At 53.7% G+C, this 15,827-nt stretch carries 14 protein-coding genes; 2 read left to right on the top strand and 12 right to left on the bottom strand.

What is annotated here, in order from left to right; translation table 11 throughout:
* Positions 1 to 284 precede the first annotated feature (284 nt).
* From GO013_RS14950 to GO013_RS14895, 12 genes are all read right to left on the bottom strand, one after another.
* Complete coding sequence (locus GO013_RS14950) at positions 285 to 2,432, bottom strand: response regulator (protein WP_343219581.1); 2,148 nt, start codon at positions 2,430 to 2,432, stop codon at positions 285 to 287.
* Between the two features lie 209 nt (positions 2,433 to 2,641).
* Positions 2,642 to 3,991, bottom strand: a complete 1,350-nt coding sequence (locus GO013_RS14945) for a tetratricopeptide repeat protein (protein ID WP_163812511.1) — start codon at positions 3,989 to 3,991, stop codon at positions 2,642 to 2,644.
* Between the two features lie 25 nt (positions 3,992 to 4,016).
* Positions 4,017 to 4,973 carry a type II secretion system F family protein gene (locus GO013_RS14940; RefSeq protein WP_163812510.1) on the bottom strand — a complete coding sequence of 319 codons (957 nt, stop codon included), beginning with the start codon at positions 4,971 to 4,973 and terminating at the stop codon, positions 4,017 to 4,019.
* Between the two features lie 8 nt (positions 4,974 to 4,981).
* Positions 4,982 to 5,953 carry a type II secretion system F family protein gene (locus GO013_RS14935; RefSeq protein WP_163812507.1) on the bottom strand — a complete coding sequence of 324 codons (972 nt, stop codon included), beginning with the start codon at positions 5,951 to 5,953 and terminating at the stop codon, positions 4,982 to 4,984.
* Positions 5,954 to 5,956: 3 nt separating this feature from the next.
* A complete protein-coding gene (locus GO013_RS14930) occupies positions 5,957 to 7,360 on the bottom strand; it encodes a CpaF family protein (protein WP_163812505.1) in 1,404 nt (467 codons plus the stop codon).
* Positions 7,357 to 8,538 (bottom strand): histidine kinase, encoded by a 1,182-nt coding sequence (locus tag GO013_RS14925; protein WP_163812503.1) that lies wholly within the window; start codon positions 8,536 to 8,538, stop codon positions 7,357 to 7,359. Before GO013_RS14925 ends, GO013_RS14930 begins: the two co-directional genes overlap by 4 nt.
* A 177-nt stretch (positions 8,539 to 8,715) precedes the next feature.
* On the bottom strand, positions 8,716 to 8,997 hold the full coding sequence (locus tag GO013_RS14920) for a hypothetical protein (protein WP_163812501.1): 282 nt from the start codon (positions 8,995 to 8,997) through the stop codon (positions 8,716 to 8,718).
* Between the two features lie 17 nt (positions 8,998 to 9,014).
* Positions 9,015 to 10,421: a type II and III secretion system protein family protein gene (locus GO013_RS14915; RefSeq protein ID WP_163812499.1), complete on the bottom strand. Its 1,407-nt coding sequence runs from the start codon at positions 10,419 to 10,421 to the stop codon at positions 9,015 to 9,017.
* Positions 10,422 to 10,431: 10 nt separating this feature from the next.
* Positions 10,432 to 11,250 (bottom strand): Flp pilus assembly protein CpaB, encoded by an 819-nt coding sequence (gene cpaB / locus GO013_RS14910; RefSeq protein WP_163812497.1) that lies wholly within the window; start codon positions 11,248 to 11,250, stop codon positions 10,432 to 10,434.
* A gap of 12 nt (positions 11,251 to 11,262) precedes the next feature.
* Positions 11,263 to 11,811 carry an A24 family peptidase gene (locus GO013_RS14905; RefSeq protein WP_163812495.1) on the bottom strand — a complete coding sequence of 183 codons (549 nt, stop codon included), beginning with the start codon at positions 11,809 to 11,811 and terminating at the stop codon, positions 11,263 to 11,265.
* A gap of 138 nt (positions 11,812 to 11,949) precedes the next feature.
* A complete protein-coding gene (locus tag GO013_RS14900) occupies positions 11,950 to 12,129 on the bottom strand; it encodes a Flp family type IVb pilin (protein ID WP_163812493.1) in 180 nt (59 codons plus the stop codon).
* A 423-nt stretch (positions 12,130 to 12,552) separates the two neighbouring features.
* The gene (locus tag GO013_RS14895) at positions 12,553 to 13,938 is read right to left on the bottom strand and encodes a sigma-54 dependent transcriptional regulator (RefSeq protein ID WP_163812514.1); all 1,386 of its coding nucleotides are present in this window, start codon (positions 13,936 to 13,938) and stop codon (positions 12,553 to 12,555) included.
* Positions 13,939 to 14,198: 260 nt separating this feature from the next.
* Between GO013_RS14895 and GO013_RS14890 the strand changes: the two genes are divergently transcribed.
* Together GO013_RS14890 and GO013_RS14885 are read left to right on the top strand one after the other, a co-directional pair.
* On the top strand, positions 14,199 to 14,591 hold the full coding sequence (locus GO013_RS14890; RefSeq protein WP_163812491.1) for a TadE/TadG family type IV pilus assembly protein: 393 nt from the start codon (positions 14,199 to 14,201) through the stop codon (positions 14,589 to 14,591).
* The gene (locus tag GO013_RS14885) at positions 14,488 to 15,822 is read left to right on the top strand and encodes a VWA domain-containing protein (protein WP_239057895.1); all 1,335 of its coding nucleotides are present in this window, start codon (positions 14,488 to 14,490) and stop codon (positions 15,820 to 15,822) included. Before GO013_RS14890 ends, GO013_RS14885 begins: the two co-directional genes overlap by 104 nt.
* Positions 15,823 to 15,827 lie beyond the last annotated feature (5 nt).

The raw sequence follows: 15,827 nt of genomic DNA, 5'->3' as shown, positions 1-15,827 counted from the left end.
GTTAAGCTGTTTGTGTCCCATGTGGTGTTGTCCCTCCGTTGTGGAGTTTTAGTGATAGGACAACATTTTCATGGGACATTCATTTTGGGAACTCCCCCCCCCGAAAGTGTTAAGTTTGAGATTACAATCTGCGCCAACAAAAAAACGGCCCCCGCCGGGAGGGCATGGAAGTGGTTCGGGTGCGCAGCACCCACCCTGGCTCCGCGCCAAAGGCGCATCTTTTTCTTCTCTTCTCTTCTCTTCTCTCCAAGAAAAGCATCACCGCTGCAAGCGGCATCCTTCAATTACTCTTTCGCCAAAAGCCGACTCATCGCCGCAATAAGATCATGCTTCAAAATCGGCTTCATGATGAAATCACCAACACCGATGTCACGCAAACGATCATATGAAACAGCATCCGAAAATCCGGTGCACAAAATAATCGGCGTATTTGGCCGCAATTTGAGCACCTCTCTGGCAAACTCCATGCCGGTCATGTTGGGCATGGCTTGATCGGTAATAACCAAATCAAAATCATTCGATCGATGCCTGAAAGCCTCCAACGCCTCAATGCTGGATGTTCGGGTCACCACCTCAAACCCGCAGGATTCAAGCATTTCCCGACCAATATCAATGAGCGGTTTTTCATCATCAACAAATAAAATGCGCCCTTCGCGAAAGACCAGATCGACCGGAGCCTCGACAGTCGCGTGTCCAATGTCCGAACTCTTGGGCAAAAATATGTGAAAAGCCACTCCATGGCCCGGATTGTTTTCGAGCTCAAGATACCCGTCATGCTGCTTGACGATACCATGCACCATGGCCAGCCCCATTCCCGTGCCTTCCCCATGTTGTTTTGTCGTAAAAAACGGATCGAAAATACGGTCAATCAACTGCGGATCAATGCCCGGTCCCGTATCGGCGACAGTCAACCGCACAAAACGTTCCGGTTTGCCCAAACCAACCGGCGGGACCACAGCATCCGAATCAAAAACATCGGCCAACGTAACCGTCAACGTCCCGCCTCTGCCCTGCATGGCAAAGGATGCGTTCCCACACAAATTCAACATGATTTGATGAATCTGCGTTGGATCGGCCATCACATGATCCTGATCGGTCTTGATGCGGGTAATGATCTCCACATTTGACGGCACCGAAGATCGGAGCAATTTGAGTGCTTCCTTTATCAAGGGAGTGAGCGTCATGGCGTGCCGCTCCTGCGGGCCCTGCCGCGAAAAATTCAGAATCTGCGTCACCAAATCCCGTGCCCGCTTGCCCGCCCGGGCAATCTCCTTGACGCGTCGCTCAAGCCCGGACCCGGCTTCGGCTCTTGATTCGATAATTTCTGAATAGCCCAGAATCACGCCAAGAATATTGTTGAAATCATGGGCGATTCCACCGGCCAATGTGCCCAGGGCCTCCATTTTCTGCGACTGGCGGAGTTGATCCTCCAACCGCTTTGGCTCTGAAATATCAAAAAGATAGCCCCGATATTCCTGCACATCGCCATGAGAATTGGGCACGGTGTCACAACTGACCAATAAATGCCGCCGAAGGGAATCCCTATGAAAAACAACCTCATGATTGGCCAGTCGGCCAACGCCGACAAGCAGCTCGTGAAGGGATTCGGATGCCTCCATCCCCTCCCACAACGTGAACACGTTGGAACCGGAGGCCTCCTCGGGAGACGCAAAGCCGAACAGGTTGGCAAAGGCGGCATTGCAGTCGAGAATCACCCCGCCACTGTCCGCCGCAAAGTTGCCAGTAATATCCTTCTCGAACAAAAGCCGATATCGTCGTTCACTGGACTGCAATTCACGAAGCACGGCGGCACGTTTGGAGATGTCCAATCGAAGACGATGGTTGACCGCATTCAATTCGGCGGTACGGGCCTCGACCTTGACCGCCAGAGTCGCGTTGAGATCACGCAGCCGATTCTCCACGTCCCACTTGGAACTCAGCGACATGGAAAGCTGCTTCAACTCCGGGGCACGAAACGGCTTCTGGACAAAAAGGAGTTTTTCGGGCGGGGGCACACGTCGATTGATTTCCTTCAAAGGGATTTCATGCATGGCCGACAACAAGACAATTTCCAGATTGGGATCGACGGCACGAATTTTCGCCGCAACATCCAGCCCAAGCAATGAATCCTCATCCTTGGACAACTGGATGTCGATCAAGGCGATGGCAAAAGGCTCGCCCTGCTTCAGGGCATCCGCCATGGCGTACAACCCTTCGGTGGCCGACGAGGTCTGTACCACTTCAAAGACGGGTTTACCCGACTCTTCGTTGATCTCTTCGGGAGACGGCAGTTGCACGTCGTCGCCAAACAGTGCTTCCAAGGCCGATGGCTCGGCACTCTCATAGCACAGGATATCGCGATACAGCGTGAGCATGGACGGATCATGGTCCACGGCAAGAACCCGAAAACGAGTGATGGTTTCTGTTTCCAAATACGGTCTCCCCAACTGGCTCAAGGCCCTGGCTTTTAGCCAGTTTCCAAATGGAATATAGTGAAATCCACTTGAAAAGCAAAGGGCGTCAGCCGTTGGTCGCTCCTCAGACCGAACAGACTTCTCCTGTCTGCCAATGAGACCGCATTTCCCGACTCCTTTTCCGGTTGTCACAACACAATCCGCTTTTGCAACCCATGCCGTGTCATTTACAACCCTGCATCCGCAACAGCAGCCAAATCACGCTCCAACACCGGAGCACGATCCACGTTCAAAAGCACAAGTACGTCATCCCGCTCCCTGCGGGCCTCGGCTATCGAGTCGAAACGTCCCACCAACACGCGATACCATGTGCCCTTGGGACCAAGATCAATGGAATTGATCCACGTCTCAAACCCTTTTTCTCGCAAAATGACGCACTGGGCAGCCGCCTTTTCTGAGCTGGACCAGGAACTGACATGCAAACCATATGAGACACCCTCTTTGCCCTCATCCCTGACATCCGCTTCAAACGGCCCCTTGAGAAGACCATCGTCAGAAGATGGCGAACCTGCGGACGCGGGAGTTGCCGCAGGTTCGCCGGGGTTCTGCTTCGCGTCGGGGAAAGACGGACGAAGCAGCGGGTTCGGGGTGGAACCGTTCAATGGTGTCTGGGCATCGCCGCGTTGAAACCGGGCCGCAAGTCGGGCACGTTTCAGATTGTCGGCAGCCTTGACATAATAGCTGGGAGAAAGCGTGAGTGCCTTCTCGAAATACGGGACAGCCCGAGCGGGCTGGTCGTCAGTCAAAAGCACGTACCCGAGGTTATTGTAGGCCTTGGCCTCACCTCCGGCATATTTAAAGGACTCAAGGGCTTCATCGAGCCGCCCGGCACGGGTCAGGGCCAACCCCAAGTTGTTATATGTACGCACGGATATGCCGCCAGCCTTCAAGGCCAACCGAAAGGAATCGATCGCCTTGGAATATTCCTTGCGAGCGATGTGAACCACGCCGAGATTATTGTACATGGTATCGACACCCGTGCCCTGATGGATGGCAAGGGCCTGCGAAAAATGATTGGCTGCGGCATCATAGTGACCGTCTCGGTCTTCGAGAATCCCCAGATAATTATGGGATTTCCACAACAACGGATTGAGCTGCACCGCCTTTTCAAGATGCAGTCGGGCCTCATCGAACAAACCGGCACGAAAATACACGCCGCCCGCAGCCTGATTGGCAATGGCGTGATCTGCGTCCTGTTTGAGCACATTGTTGAATTCAGCCAATGCCTGTTCATCCAGACCTTCGGCGACCAGCAGTTCTCCCCGCTTCACACGGACATCCATGTTTGTCGCGTCCAATGCAATGGCCTTGTTGTAATGAATCAGGGCCATTTCCGGCTTGACCCGACGCACAAACCCGTCCCCGACCTGCTCGTGCTGTTCGCTGGTCAGGGAAACCGTCCGCTCATCACCATACGCCAGTTCGTCAAAGGTCATGTCATTGCGAGAGGATGCCGCACACCCGGCCAACACCATTCCGGCCACCATCACTATCAAAAACTGAATACGCGTCTTCATCAGAGGTCTCCTTGGCACACGCTGCCTAATTATTCATGGCCTTGAACATATCCATGCTCATGATGACCGCTGGGCCGAGAATCGTCACAAACAACGCCGGAAGAATGAAGGCGATCAGGGGAAGCAACAACAAGACCGGCATCTTGGCCGCTTTTTCCTCGGCCCGCTGGGACCGCTTCACCCGCATGGCATCGGAATAGACACGCAGGGTTCTGCCAACACTGATCCCGAAGGCATCAGCTTGAATAAGCAGTGACGTCAGGCTGTTCAAATCATCCATTCCCACCCGCTCGGCCAAAGAACGAAGGGCCTCTGTCCGGGCCTTGCCCGCACGCAATTCCAATGTCAGCAACTTGAACTCCGCACTGATGACCGGCCCGGACCGCCTCAGCTCGTGACACACCCGGTCAATGGCCTGATCCAACCCCATGCCGGATTCGACACAGACGACCAGAAGGTCCAAGGCATCGGGCAACTCATCGGCCACGGCCCGCTTGCGCCCGTTGATCTTCTTGGTCAGCCAGTATTCCGGTCCGTAGACACCGATGGTGGCCAGAAAGACGGTCCCAAAGGCTGTGCCCGCCATGCTCATATCCGTGACAAAAAGAAAACGGATCGCCAGGAATCCACCAGCAAGCACACAGGCCAGAACGCCCTTGATTCCCTGAAAAACCTTGAATGAATCCGGACCACGCAACCCGGCCTGTATCAATCGCATCCGATTTTTGGTAATTTCCGCAGCTTCCGTGGGACCAATTTTTGATCCCATACGGCCAAACAGACTCAAAGAATTTTCCACCACGGAGGCCAACGGGGCGGTCAATGCCTCGGACCGCTTGACCGACGTTCCAGCGACACGTTCCTTGAGCTTGGCCGTATCCGTAGCCCCACCCAGATAACTGCTCACCCCGTACCCGCCCAAAAGCACGGCCACAAATCCAAGCCCCGCAGCAAACAGGGGAATCAATTGCGCTTCAGTCATGCCCCCCCTTATACCTTGATCTTGATAATCTTACGGATGACCAGCACACCCAGTACGATGGAAACAGCGGCGGTCCAGACCATATTCTGCCCGAGTTCACGGGTCCACAGTAGGCTGACATACTTGGCATTGAGCATGTACAGAATGCCACTCAACAAAAAGGGAAGAGATGTCAGAATGTAGGCGGACACGCGACCTTCAGCCGACAGCACCCTGATCTTGCCAAACAGGGCGAAACGTTCTCGGACCAGTTCCGCGATCTTGGCAATGATTTCCGCAAGATTGCCGCCGGTTTCACGCTGGATATTGACGGAAACGATGAAAAACTTGAGGTCAGTGCAGTCCACCCGGTCTTGCAGATTGAGCAACGCCCGGTCCACATCCATGCCATAGTTGATTTCATCCAGCGTCTGGCCGAATTCAGGACCGATTGGGGCTACAAACTCATCGGCCACCATACGCATTCCACCCCCGAATGTGTGCCCGGCCTTCAATGCCCTGGCCATGAGATCGAGCGCCTCGGGCAACTGTTGTTGAAATCTGTCCATCCGTTTCCGCTTCATGCCTTTCAGTCGCATGATCGGAAAATACCCGAGCAACAGCCCGGAGCCGAGGCTGATCAGTGTCCGGCCAGAAAAACTCCCGGCATAAAACCCGATCACGAACAACAGCGCGCAGACCAGAAAATACACCCCCGCTGTCCCTTTGGCATCCGCCTGGGAAATCGTTTTTTCCAAGGCCGATGCCCACCGCATCTTTTCCAGTAACCGATTGAATAAAGGGACTTCGCTCATGGCGGCTTCGTGCAGAACAAGATCGATATTTTCGGCACTGATGTCGGTCATGGCCATGGCCTTGAGTCGATTCCTGACCCGCTGTTCAGCCTTGTCCGACCCGGACTGCATCAGCGAACTGATGCCCATGACCAATCCGAAAACGATAAGGACTGCCACCACCGCGAGAATCACTGTCAATGGCATAAGCTACCTCTTTCCCTGCGGTTTATGGGCCACATGAAACAAGTCCTTGGGAAACGGAAAGCCCATCCGCTCCAGCTTGTCCGCAAATTTCGGACGAATACCACGGGCCGTGAAAAAGCCTTCGACCTTGCCTTCCTGACTCATGCCGGTCTGCTCAAAGGCGAAAATTTCCTGCATGGTTATCATTTCCCCTTCCATGCCGGTCACTTCCTGAATGGAAATCACTTTTCGTGTGCCATCGACCATACGCGTGGCCTGGATGATGACGTCAATGGCCGACGAGATATACCGCTTCATGGAGATGGGCGAGAGATTGAGTCCGGCCATGGAAATCATGGTTTCCAACCGCATCAGGGCATCGCGCGGGGTATTGGCATGAATGGTGGTCAGCGACCCATCATGCCCGGTATTCATGGCCTGAAGCATATCCAGAGCCTCGGAGGCGCGGACCTCTCCAACGATAATGCGATCAGGACGCATACGCAGACAGTTCTTGACCAGATCGCGCATGGTGATCTCACCCTTGCCCTCGATATTGGCCGGACGGGTTTCCAGCCGGACCACATGATTCTGCTTGAGTTGCAGCTCAGCAGCATCTTCGATGGTGACGACCCGTTCATCTTCCGGCACATTGCGAGACAGGCAATTGAGCAACGTGGTCTTGCCGGACCCTGTGCCGCCTGAAATCAGGACATTGAGCTGCGTGGTGACAATGCCTTCCATGAGCACCGCCATTTGCTGAGTCAACGAATTGAACCCGATGAGGTCCGCGACTTCGAGTGGGTCCTTGGAAAATTTACGAATGGACAGGGACGGTCCGTCAATAGCCAATGGGGGAATGACCGCATTCACACGCGAACCATCCAGCAAGCGAGCATCACAGAGCGGTTGCGATTCGTCGATTCGGCGACCGACCTTCGAGACGATACGATCGATGATCCGCCGCAGATGATCGTCATCCTTGAATCGGGCAGGTGTCAGCTCCAACACACCAGCCCGTTCCACATAAATCTGTTTGTACCCATTGACCAAGATATCATTCACGGTGGAGTCCTGAATGAATGGTTCCAGCGGTCCAAGGCCGATGACCTCGTCCTGAATCTCGGACAGCATCCGCTTGCGTTCTGCCAAATTCAAGGGCGCGTTCTGAAATTCCTCCCACAACAGCCCTTCGGCCACCTTGGCAATCTCCGACCGCATGTCGCTTTCGCTCAAGGTGTCCAAAAGCGAGAGGTCGATCATGTCAATCAGCCGGTCATGGATACGTGTCTTGATGTCGAAATACTGATCCTGTGCTTCATTTCGGGATACGACAGAAGACGATTGACCGCTCTGGGACCGAGCCTTCTCTGAATTGGCCACCCCACGCTTGACCGCCTTTCGTTTCAATCGTTCAGCAAGATTCATATAGACGCTCCTGCAACCGACTCATCCTTCTTTTTTCTTCTGAACAAGGATGCGACGCGCGTGGACAATTTTCTGTGTGGAAGCTTCGTCGCCGGGACCAGATCTGCCACCAGAGCACGAATGTTTTTTGTCACAGGGGATTTCGGATAGGCCTGCACCAGTGGCTTTCCCTGATTGATGGCAGACAGGGCCGCCGCACTGTCGTCCGGGATCACCCAGGCAACGTTCCGGCCCAAAACATCCGAGGCCTCGCTGAATCCAATGGAAGAATTCTTTGCCACACGGTTGGCCACCAGCTTCATGCGCCGCTCTGCATCCGGGTCCTGCCCACGGATGGAGTCCATAAGCCGGGATGTTCGGGCCAGACACGGTAATGAAAGCTGAAAGGCGATGAGAATGTCATCGGCCTCTTCCACTTCCTTGGGCAGAATTTCATCGTGCGGATATGCGGTGTCCACGACCACATGCGTATAGGTACGGCGCAACTGTTCCAAAATGAGATACAGAGCGTGTGCGTCAGGCGAACCAAATCCCGCTGGTCCGGGCAAGACATGCAGACCGGATTCGTGTTCGGTCACCACACTTTGCAGATAGGTCGCATCCAGGCGCGAAATATCCTCGATCAGATCCCCCCAGGAATAGTCATATTTCAAATCCAGAAAATAGGGAGTCTCACCACCCGGACGCCGCAGGTCAACGAGAATGGTTCGCCCCGGGTCCTGTTCATTCAGGATCGAGGCCACATTCACGGCCAGAGAAGTTACCCCCATGCCGGACTTGCAGCCGAGCACCGTCACGACCCGGCCTTTTTCACTGTCGTCTTCCACGAGACTCGACCGCATGGCCGTCCGCACAATGGCGGCCCGAAAACTCTGCTCATCCACCGGGAATTTGATAAATTCACGAATCCCGCTCTGCATGGCCTGAATGAGAATGTCGGGATCGGTATTCTTCCCAGTCAGGAAAACGTCTTCGGCCTGCCCGGTTTCAAACGCCTGAATGACGTGCGGCATGTCTTCCGCCACGGAGGCACTCGGTTCATAAATGAGTATGCCGACTTCATCGGCATCGTCTTCCACCAAACGCACCATGGGATTTTCCGCAATGATCCGCTCGAAACGCGCCTGCTGTTCCTTGGTGGTAACCGCCAGTGAAATCGGTATGATTCTGCTGTTCATGGTTTTTCCCGCATCCCCTTTCCTCTGCTATGCCGTCCACCGATTGAAGGAGGTCCTTCACGGTTTTCCCCTACGGCCACAATGATTCAAACAGCGTAAAATTCAGAATCAGCACCCCCACCATCAGCATCAGGAGAATACACTCCGGCCAGTAGTCAAAATGCCCTGAACCCCGCATCACTTCGACGCCTCGACAACGCCGAAAATCGAACCGGACTCCCGGTCCTTTTTCTCTTTGGGCCCGGCCTGATATTTTTCGGCGGCCTTGGCCGCGTAGCGACCGTCAAGCCCCACCACCGGCGCGCTGGAACCGGCTTCGGGGTTGGCTCGCTGACTTTCAAGCGCCATGCGGACCGAACTGCCGAACCGCGGCGCCGATGTATCCACATTGTTCATGATGCCACACCCAGCCTGAAGCATGATCCCAATCATGCCGAGATAGATCAAAAGATTCTGCATGGTCCCCTCCGCGCATATTATTGTGGCCAGGAATGACCAAACTCCCCGTCAAATCCACTTTCAGGACGAACCACTGTTCCGGGTTCCGCCGCGCCGACACCGACCTCGGTGACCGCTGTTTTCCCGCTTCCACTCAGTCCTTCCATCAGTCCCAGAATGTAAAATTCACTGTCGCTCGGTTCCGAGAATCCATCGGTGGGCAACGTCTGAGAAGCCATGTCCACGGGCTTTGCCAGATGGGCGGTAACCAGCACGACCAACTCGGTCTTGTTGCTGGAAAAATCTCGGGAACTGAACAGATTGCCAAGAATCGGCACTTCACCCAATCCCGGCAGTTTACTCGAATTTTCCTTGAGAGAATCACTAATGAGTCCCGCGATCACAAAAGATTGTCCGTCACCCAGCTCAACCACGGTATTTGCTCGACGCGTCGATATGGTCGGGATTTCATACCCGGAAACCGCGATGGATTTGGAATAATCCAACTCGGATACTTCCGGGTTGACCTGAAGATTGATCGTACCGGAACTCATGACCGTGGCCACGAATTTCAGTCCAATGCCAAAGGGTTTGTACTCGATATACACATTTCCCAACGTCCCGGGCATGGGAATGGGAACTTCACCACCCACCAGAAATTCAGCGGATTCGCCGGACACGCAGGTGAGATTCGGCTCGGCCAGCATTCGGACCAACCCGTTGGCCTTCAACGCATCGATCATGCCGAATATATTGGTATTGCCGCTCCGATACGCCCCGTTGAAGGTAATATTGTCGGTCAACTCGAACACATCGTCATCCGCATTGTACCGGGTCAGATTGTTGATGATGGAATAGATGGAAAAATTCGATCCGATCGCTGCGAAGTTGATACCGAGCCGCTTGGTCACGGACCGGGACATTTCCGCCACACGCACTTCCAGCATGACCTGCTGAATACCATCCACGGACAAGAGATTGACCACCTTGCCCGGAGCGGCGGCCTCGGCCAAGGCCAACGCGGATGACAGATTGGCAGTATTGGAAACACGACCAGCCAGGGTCACGGAATCGCCGGACGTCAGCACCTTGATATTTTTTTCAGAGGGCATGACCTCGTGGATCATCCGCTTCAGGTGCGTCATGTTCGGGGTCACGATCACGTCAAAGACATCGGCCACAGCACCGTTGGACCACAGGGTCAAGGTGGTGGACCCCAGTTCCTTGCCGCTCAAATAGATTTGTCGGGGCGAAAGGACTACGATCGACACCACGGTATCGGAAGCCAGCGAAACCCGACTCACCTTGAAATCCGTATCAATAACCAGAGATTTACCCAAGGTCAGCTTCAGAGCCTCGGATGGTTTGGCATGAACCAGCGAAGCCCACAGCACACACCACACAAGGCTGATCAACAGGAAACGGAGACCTTTTTCACTTTTCATGACACGCCCCCTAAAACCTGACCGACGAGCGTTCGCCGCCGGTGATCACTTCAACCCGCTGAGACCGCTTCCGTTTGACATGTCGCACAGGAGCTTTCGGACGCAGGGCAGCAAGCGTCTTCGGGATATCGGATCCATTTGTCCGCACCGTTGCTTCATCCTGTTCATTACGCAATGCAAAATGCAGCGTTCCCTGCGTGGCCGCCAAAGCCAGCCGTTCACTTTGCGGTGGGCTGAGTTCCAGGGTGTAGACATCCACACTGGCAGTCGAACCATCCTCATCCGGCGGCGTCAACTGTGTGCCAGTGGCCAGGACCTTGACCCGCTCAAGCACCAATTTGGTAACGGGAATTTCTTCCCGGCCAATAACCAGCGTGACAATGACATCCACTCGGTCGCCAGGGCGCACAAAACCGGACAGTCCCATAACCGCATTCCCCTTGACCGCCATGGCCCGTTTTCCGGGTTCGATAAGCGCACTGACACCGCCGCCAATGACGGATTCGTCCGCCAACCGCATGGCGGTCACCGCTTCATTGGCCCCGACGGTCTGGTTGAGCACACGGCCCAACAGCTCTTCGGGATCGGAAAACGCACCGGATGGACGAGAGTCATGTGTATATTTGCGGACACTCAACATCTCTTCTGTCAGTTTAAGTCCCCGCTTGATCTTCACCGTGGCAACCACGACAGGGACCGTGTCGGCAGTCTGTTCAGCTGATCCCCCCTGCGTGATCGTACTGGACCATTGAAAAATGAGCACACCGGCAACGATGGCCAACACCAGAGACACCGTTATCTGAATCAAGGCTCGCTTGGATTTCGTCATACCGCCCTTCCCCTAGTACGCCCCGAGCACGGTGCCGGTCTGCCAGACCTGCAACACCATGGCGGAAGCGGTTCCAATGGCAATAGCCACCCCGTAGCACAACCGGGGCAAAGTCTTGTGCGTCTCGGTGGGCGCAAAGTTGAAACGACGGGTGGCCACGAACACGGAAAAAGTTGTGGTAATATTCGTCAACACGGCTTTGAAAACAGCTCGGTCAAAGGCCAATACACAGACGGCATAGACCCCACCTGCGATGCAGGTAAACAGGAAGGCGACCAGGGTCAGAGGAAAACCGAGACACGCCCCGATTCCCGCCATCAGCTTGACATCTCCCGCCCCCATGACCCCCAAAAAATATGGCAGAACCATGGCTCCAAACCCGAAGGCAAACCCCAGGCTGGCAAATTTCAATCCTTCCAGCCCGCCAAACACGGTATGTGTGGCAAATCCTCCCAGCAACAACGGAAAGGTCAGCCAGTTGTAAATTCGCTGATAACGAATGTCTGTCATGGACGAGACAAGCAATGCCACCGTCAGCACGATACTGATACACAAATTCATGGTCCCCCCCGAGATTGTTCAAAGCCGATCTGGCCGTCTTCGTTTCCCCTCAAAGACAAAACCAGGGCAACGGGCCATTCCCGAAGCCCTGGTTCGGCTGCTCTGGCTGCTTCCGTTAAACGGTGAGCGTGCCGTGATTTAGGGAGTGGTGGCTTCAGCCATTTTACCTTCAATGAAAGAAAAGGTTGCGACAACCTGGTCACCCAAGGCAGAGGTCGCACCAACGATACCGGCGGCGATCAAAGCGGCGATCAGACCGTACTCAATTGCAGTTGCGCCTTCTTCATCAAGAAGCAGATTCAGCATTTTTCTCATCATTTTCTCCTTACGGTTGATTCATTCCAAAAAACCACTGTCATTCATGCAAAAAAACACCAGACTGACCACCATAAAGCAACGCGTGTGCCACACGCGGCCCAAAAAAATGAATAAGCACTCAAATACTTAATATATTTGGATATAAATCTAAAAAAATGAAAGAAAGTAACTTTGCGTGTACTGTTCACGGTACAGACAATCCACAATTTATGGATCATTGTTTTTGGGATTTTCGATACAAATTGATAAAAAGAAATGTATTTTAATAGGTTGAGTCAATCCATAAATAATCGATTCACTGAATGTTACAAACGATGTCGTTCAGAGACAGCGGGCACAAGTAAGCCCCACGAAACGGACGGAATCATGGACAGGAAAAAGAGACAAAAAATCTGTCACCGAAAAAGCAACTGATTGATTTTCCTATTTTTTGAAAAGAGCCGGATGAATCCCGTGCTTGCGCAGCTTGTTCCACAAATTCTTGGCTGACACGCCGAGCTGTGTGGCGGCTTCGGTCTGGGTCCCCCCGCAGGAGCGCAGGGCATTCTCGATAAGAAACTTTTCATACTCGTTCAAGGCCTGTTTCAGCGGTAGTCCGTCGCAGAGAGGCGCGGGTATCCCGGTATCCGCCACCGGAGGCGTGTTGGTAAAGGCCTGATCCACCTCTGCCGGGGTAATGGTGGTCGATTTGCAAAAAATGGCAGCCCGTTCAACCGCATTGGCAAACTGCCGAACATTGCCGGGCCAATCATAATTGAAGAATATTTCCATGGCGGAGGTGGAGATGGAACTGATATCCGTCCCAAGGCGTCTATTGGCTCGATCAAGAAAAAAATCAGCCAGTTGAGGAAGGTCTGATTTGCGATCCCTGAGCGGGGGAAGCACCAGTGTCGCGACATTCAACCGATAGTACAGATCGCTCCTGAACTTCCCATCCTTGACTCGTTGCTCAAGTTCCTGATTGGTGGCCGCAATGATCCGCACATTGTACCGAATGGGTTTGGCACCACCGACCCGTTCCGCCTGTTTCAACTCCACGGCGCGCAACAATTTCGCTTGCAGATGAAAGGGCATATCGCCGATTTCATCCAGCATGAGCGACCCGCCTTTGGCCTGTTCAAACTTCCCCTGTTTCATGGCCGTCGCCCCGGTAAAGGCGCCTCTTTCATGGCCGAACAATTCGGATTCGATAAGATTTTCCGGGATAGCGGCACAGTTGATTTTGACAAACGCTTCTTTGGACCGCGTGCTCATGTCATGAATCACATCCGAAACCAGCTCCTTGCCAGTCCCGGTTTCTCCCATCACCAGGACATCGGCATTCAGCTCGGCCACCCGAGCAATGCGTTCCTTGATCGCCATCATGGGCGCGGACTGACCTATAATGGAGTGTAATGGACTGGCTCCGTCCTTGCGTTTCAGCTCGGATAATTCCTTTTGCATCCGCCGCTTTTCCAGTGCGCGGCGAACAACGACCTCCATCTCGCCCAACGAAAACGGCTTGGTAAAATAATCATACGCGCCACATTGCATGGCCTGCACGCCGGAATCCTTGGACGCATACCCGGTCATGACAATCACATCCACGCCAGGAGCCGCGTCGCGCAAGTGAGGCAACGCCTCCAACCCGGACATGCCGGGCAATCGGATGTCGTGCAAGATAAGATCAAAGGAACCGGCCTTGGCCTTCCTGATTCCGGCCTCGGCAGTGGAGGCGATCTCCACAGCATAGCCCTTGTCCTTCAAGGCTTCGACCAACATACCTTGAAAAGCCCTGTCATCATCAACAATCAATATTCGTTCCGCCAAAACATCCCCCATACAGACTCTTTCCCGCAAACAGACAATAGATCAAACATGGATATTTATCCACAAAAAATAGATACATATACATATCCTCACCATTCCCGACACACGAAACCAGCCATCTCTATTGTCAATATCATCAAATATATCAATGATAAAAAGACAACACAAAGAAATATTTCACTCTTTTGGCACAGCCATTGCTTTATTCCACATGCCATGTGTGAAAAACGATTTTAAATGGACAATCAAGGAGAACGGGAATGGGAAAGAAAAAACAACGTCAAGGCATGGCCGCCATTGAATTCGCCTTGGTGCTTCCCGTAATAGCCCTTTTACTCATGCTTCTCGTGGAAGGAGCCAACGCCATGCACACCTATTCCTCATTGGTCGAAGCCAGTCGGGAAGGCGCACGGCATGTGCTTTTGGAAGGGAATGAAGCCAACGTAGAAGCACTCGTCAACGCCCTGGTTGCCGATCTCGATACACGGGACCTGTCCACCAATGTGGTCATGGACCCTGTCGCCAAAACCGTCACAGTAGAGGTTTCCTATGACTACCAATTCTTCGGCTTCAATAACGCCGGTCCATCCATCCTTGATGACGAGTCAAAAACAGTCCAGCTCATCGCTCAAACCACAATGCCAATGCCATAAATCGAACCGTCGAGGGTCAACCTGTACTATCCTGGCTCTCGTCCTTCCCGTCATTCTGGGAATCACGGGAATCGCCATTGACATGGGGAACATGTATCTGACCCACACCAGGCTCCAGGCCGCGGTGGACGCCGGGGCTTTGGCAGGCAGTCTCGAACTGCCCTATGACCCGGATCTGACCAAGGGTATAGTGCGTCAAGCCGTGGAAAATATGGTCGCCAAGAATATGGACGCGGCCGAAATTCAATCAGTAGTCGCTGGAACCGAAATCAGAAGCGTCCAGGTCTCTGCAAAAGCGGAAGTCTCCATGTTGCTCATGTCCATTCTGGGCATGGCGGATTCCGAGGTGGAGGCCCATGCAAGCGCGGGGTTCAACAAACTGGAAGTGGTCTTTGTCATCGACAACTCCGGGTCCATGAAAGGCACGCCCATTAATATGGTCAAGCAGGCATCCATCGAATTGACCGACCTGCTCATACCGGATGGCGCATCGTCCGACACCAAAGTCGGACTGGTCCCCTTCAAAGGCAAGGTCCGCATCGGGGATGGAGCTGATATGGACGCGGGATGTTACAACGCCGACGACACCGTCAACACGGGTATCCACGAAGATTTCATGGACAACTACTGGCGGCTGTCCTCCTATTACCGACGACGAATTTCTCTGGATACCTGCTCGGATATTCCCAAGGTACTCCCCTTGAGCAAAGACAAGAGCAGAGTCATCAACTCCATCAACACCCAGACCGGCACCGGGGATTGGTCCGGGACTGTCATTTCCGAAGGGATTAAATGGGGACGGCGTGTTCTGACACCGGAACCACCCTACACACAGGCCGGAGACAAGGAAGATTTCCGCAAAATCATGATCGTTCTCACAGATGGAGACACCGAAGACGGCGAATGTGGTGGCAGCCACAGTGTCTCATACAGGCCGAACAACTATTGGACAAACGCTTACTTCGGCAGTGGTCGCGATGATGCCCACTGCGAAAACGGTGGGGTGCTGAACACCGACATGCTGACAGAAGCGCACCAGGCCAAAGAGGCGGGTATCGAAATATTCTCCATCCGGTTCGGCAGCTCGGACCGCGTTGATATCGCGCTCATGCAGGAAATCGCCTCCAGCAAACCCGGGACCAACGATCATTATTTCGACGCCCCATCGGTCTACGACATTCCTGACATATTCAAACAAATCGGCAAACAGCTCGGCTGGCGGCTGCTCTAGGGAGA

It is taken from the genome of Pseudodesulfovibrio sp. JC047, assembly GCF_010468615.1.
GTDB lineage: Bacteria > Desulfobacterota > Desulfovibrionia > Desulfovibrionales > Desulfovibrionaceae > Pseudodesulfovibrio.
Note: the sequence above shows the minus strand (reverse complement) of the source record. Positions and strands in the feature narration are given on the sequence as shown.

Excerpts from the sequence above, each read along its gene's own strand:
- GO013_RS14905 (WP_163812495.1), bottom strand. The coding sequence starts at position 11,811 with ATGAATTTGTGTATCAGTATCGTGCTGACGGTGGCATTGCTTGTCTCG.
- GO013_RS14900 (WP_163812493.1), bottom strand. The coding sequence starts at position 12,129 with ATGATGAGAAAAATGCTGAATCTGCTTCTTGATGAAGAAGGCGCAACT.
- GO013_RS14885 (WP_239057895.1), top strand. The coding sequence starts at position 14,488 with ATGACTACCAATTCTTCGGCTTCAATAACGCCGGTCCATCCATCCTTG.
- GO013_RS14935 (WP_163812507.1), bottom strand. The coding sequence starts at position 5,953 with ATGCCATTGACAGTGATTCTCGCGGTGGTGGCAGTCCTTATCGTTTTC.
- GO013_RS14890 (WP_163812491.1), top strand. The coding sequence starts at position 14,199 with ATGGGAAAGAAAAAACAACGTCAAGGCATGGCCGCCATTGAATTCGCC.
- GO013_RS14945 (WP_163812511.1), bottom strand. The coding sequence starts at position 3,991 with ATGAAGACGCGTATTCAGTTTTTGATAGTGATGGTGGCCGGAATGGTG.
- cpaB (WP_163812497.1), bottom strand. The coding sequence starts at position 11,250 with ATGACGAAATCCAAGCGAGCCTTGATTCAGATAACGGTGTCTCTGGTG.
- GO013_RS14940 (WP_163812510.1), bottom strand. The coding sequence starts at position 4,973 with ATGACTGAAGCGCAATTGATTCCCCTGTTTGCTGCGGGGCTTGGATTT.
- GO013_RS14920 (WP_163812501.1), bottom strand. The coding sequence starts at position 8,997 with ATGCAGAATCTTTTGATCTATCTCGGCATGATTGGGATCATGCTTCAG.
- GO013_RS14930 (WP_163812505.1), bottom strand. The coding sequence starts at position 7,360 with ATGAATCTTGCTGAACGATTGAAACGAAAGGCGGTCAAGCGTGGGGTG.
- GO013_RS14925 (WP_163812503.1), bottom strand. The coding sequence starts at position 8,538 with ATGAACAGCAGAATCATACCGATTTCACTGGCGGTTACCACCAAGGAA.
- GO013_RS14915 (WP_163812499.1), bottom strand. The coding sequence starts at position 10,421 with ATGAAAAGTGAAAAAGGTCTCCGTTTCCTGTTGATCAGCCTTGTGTGG.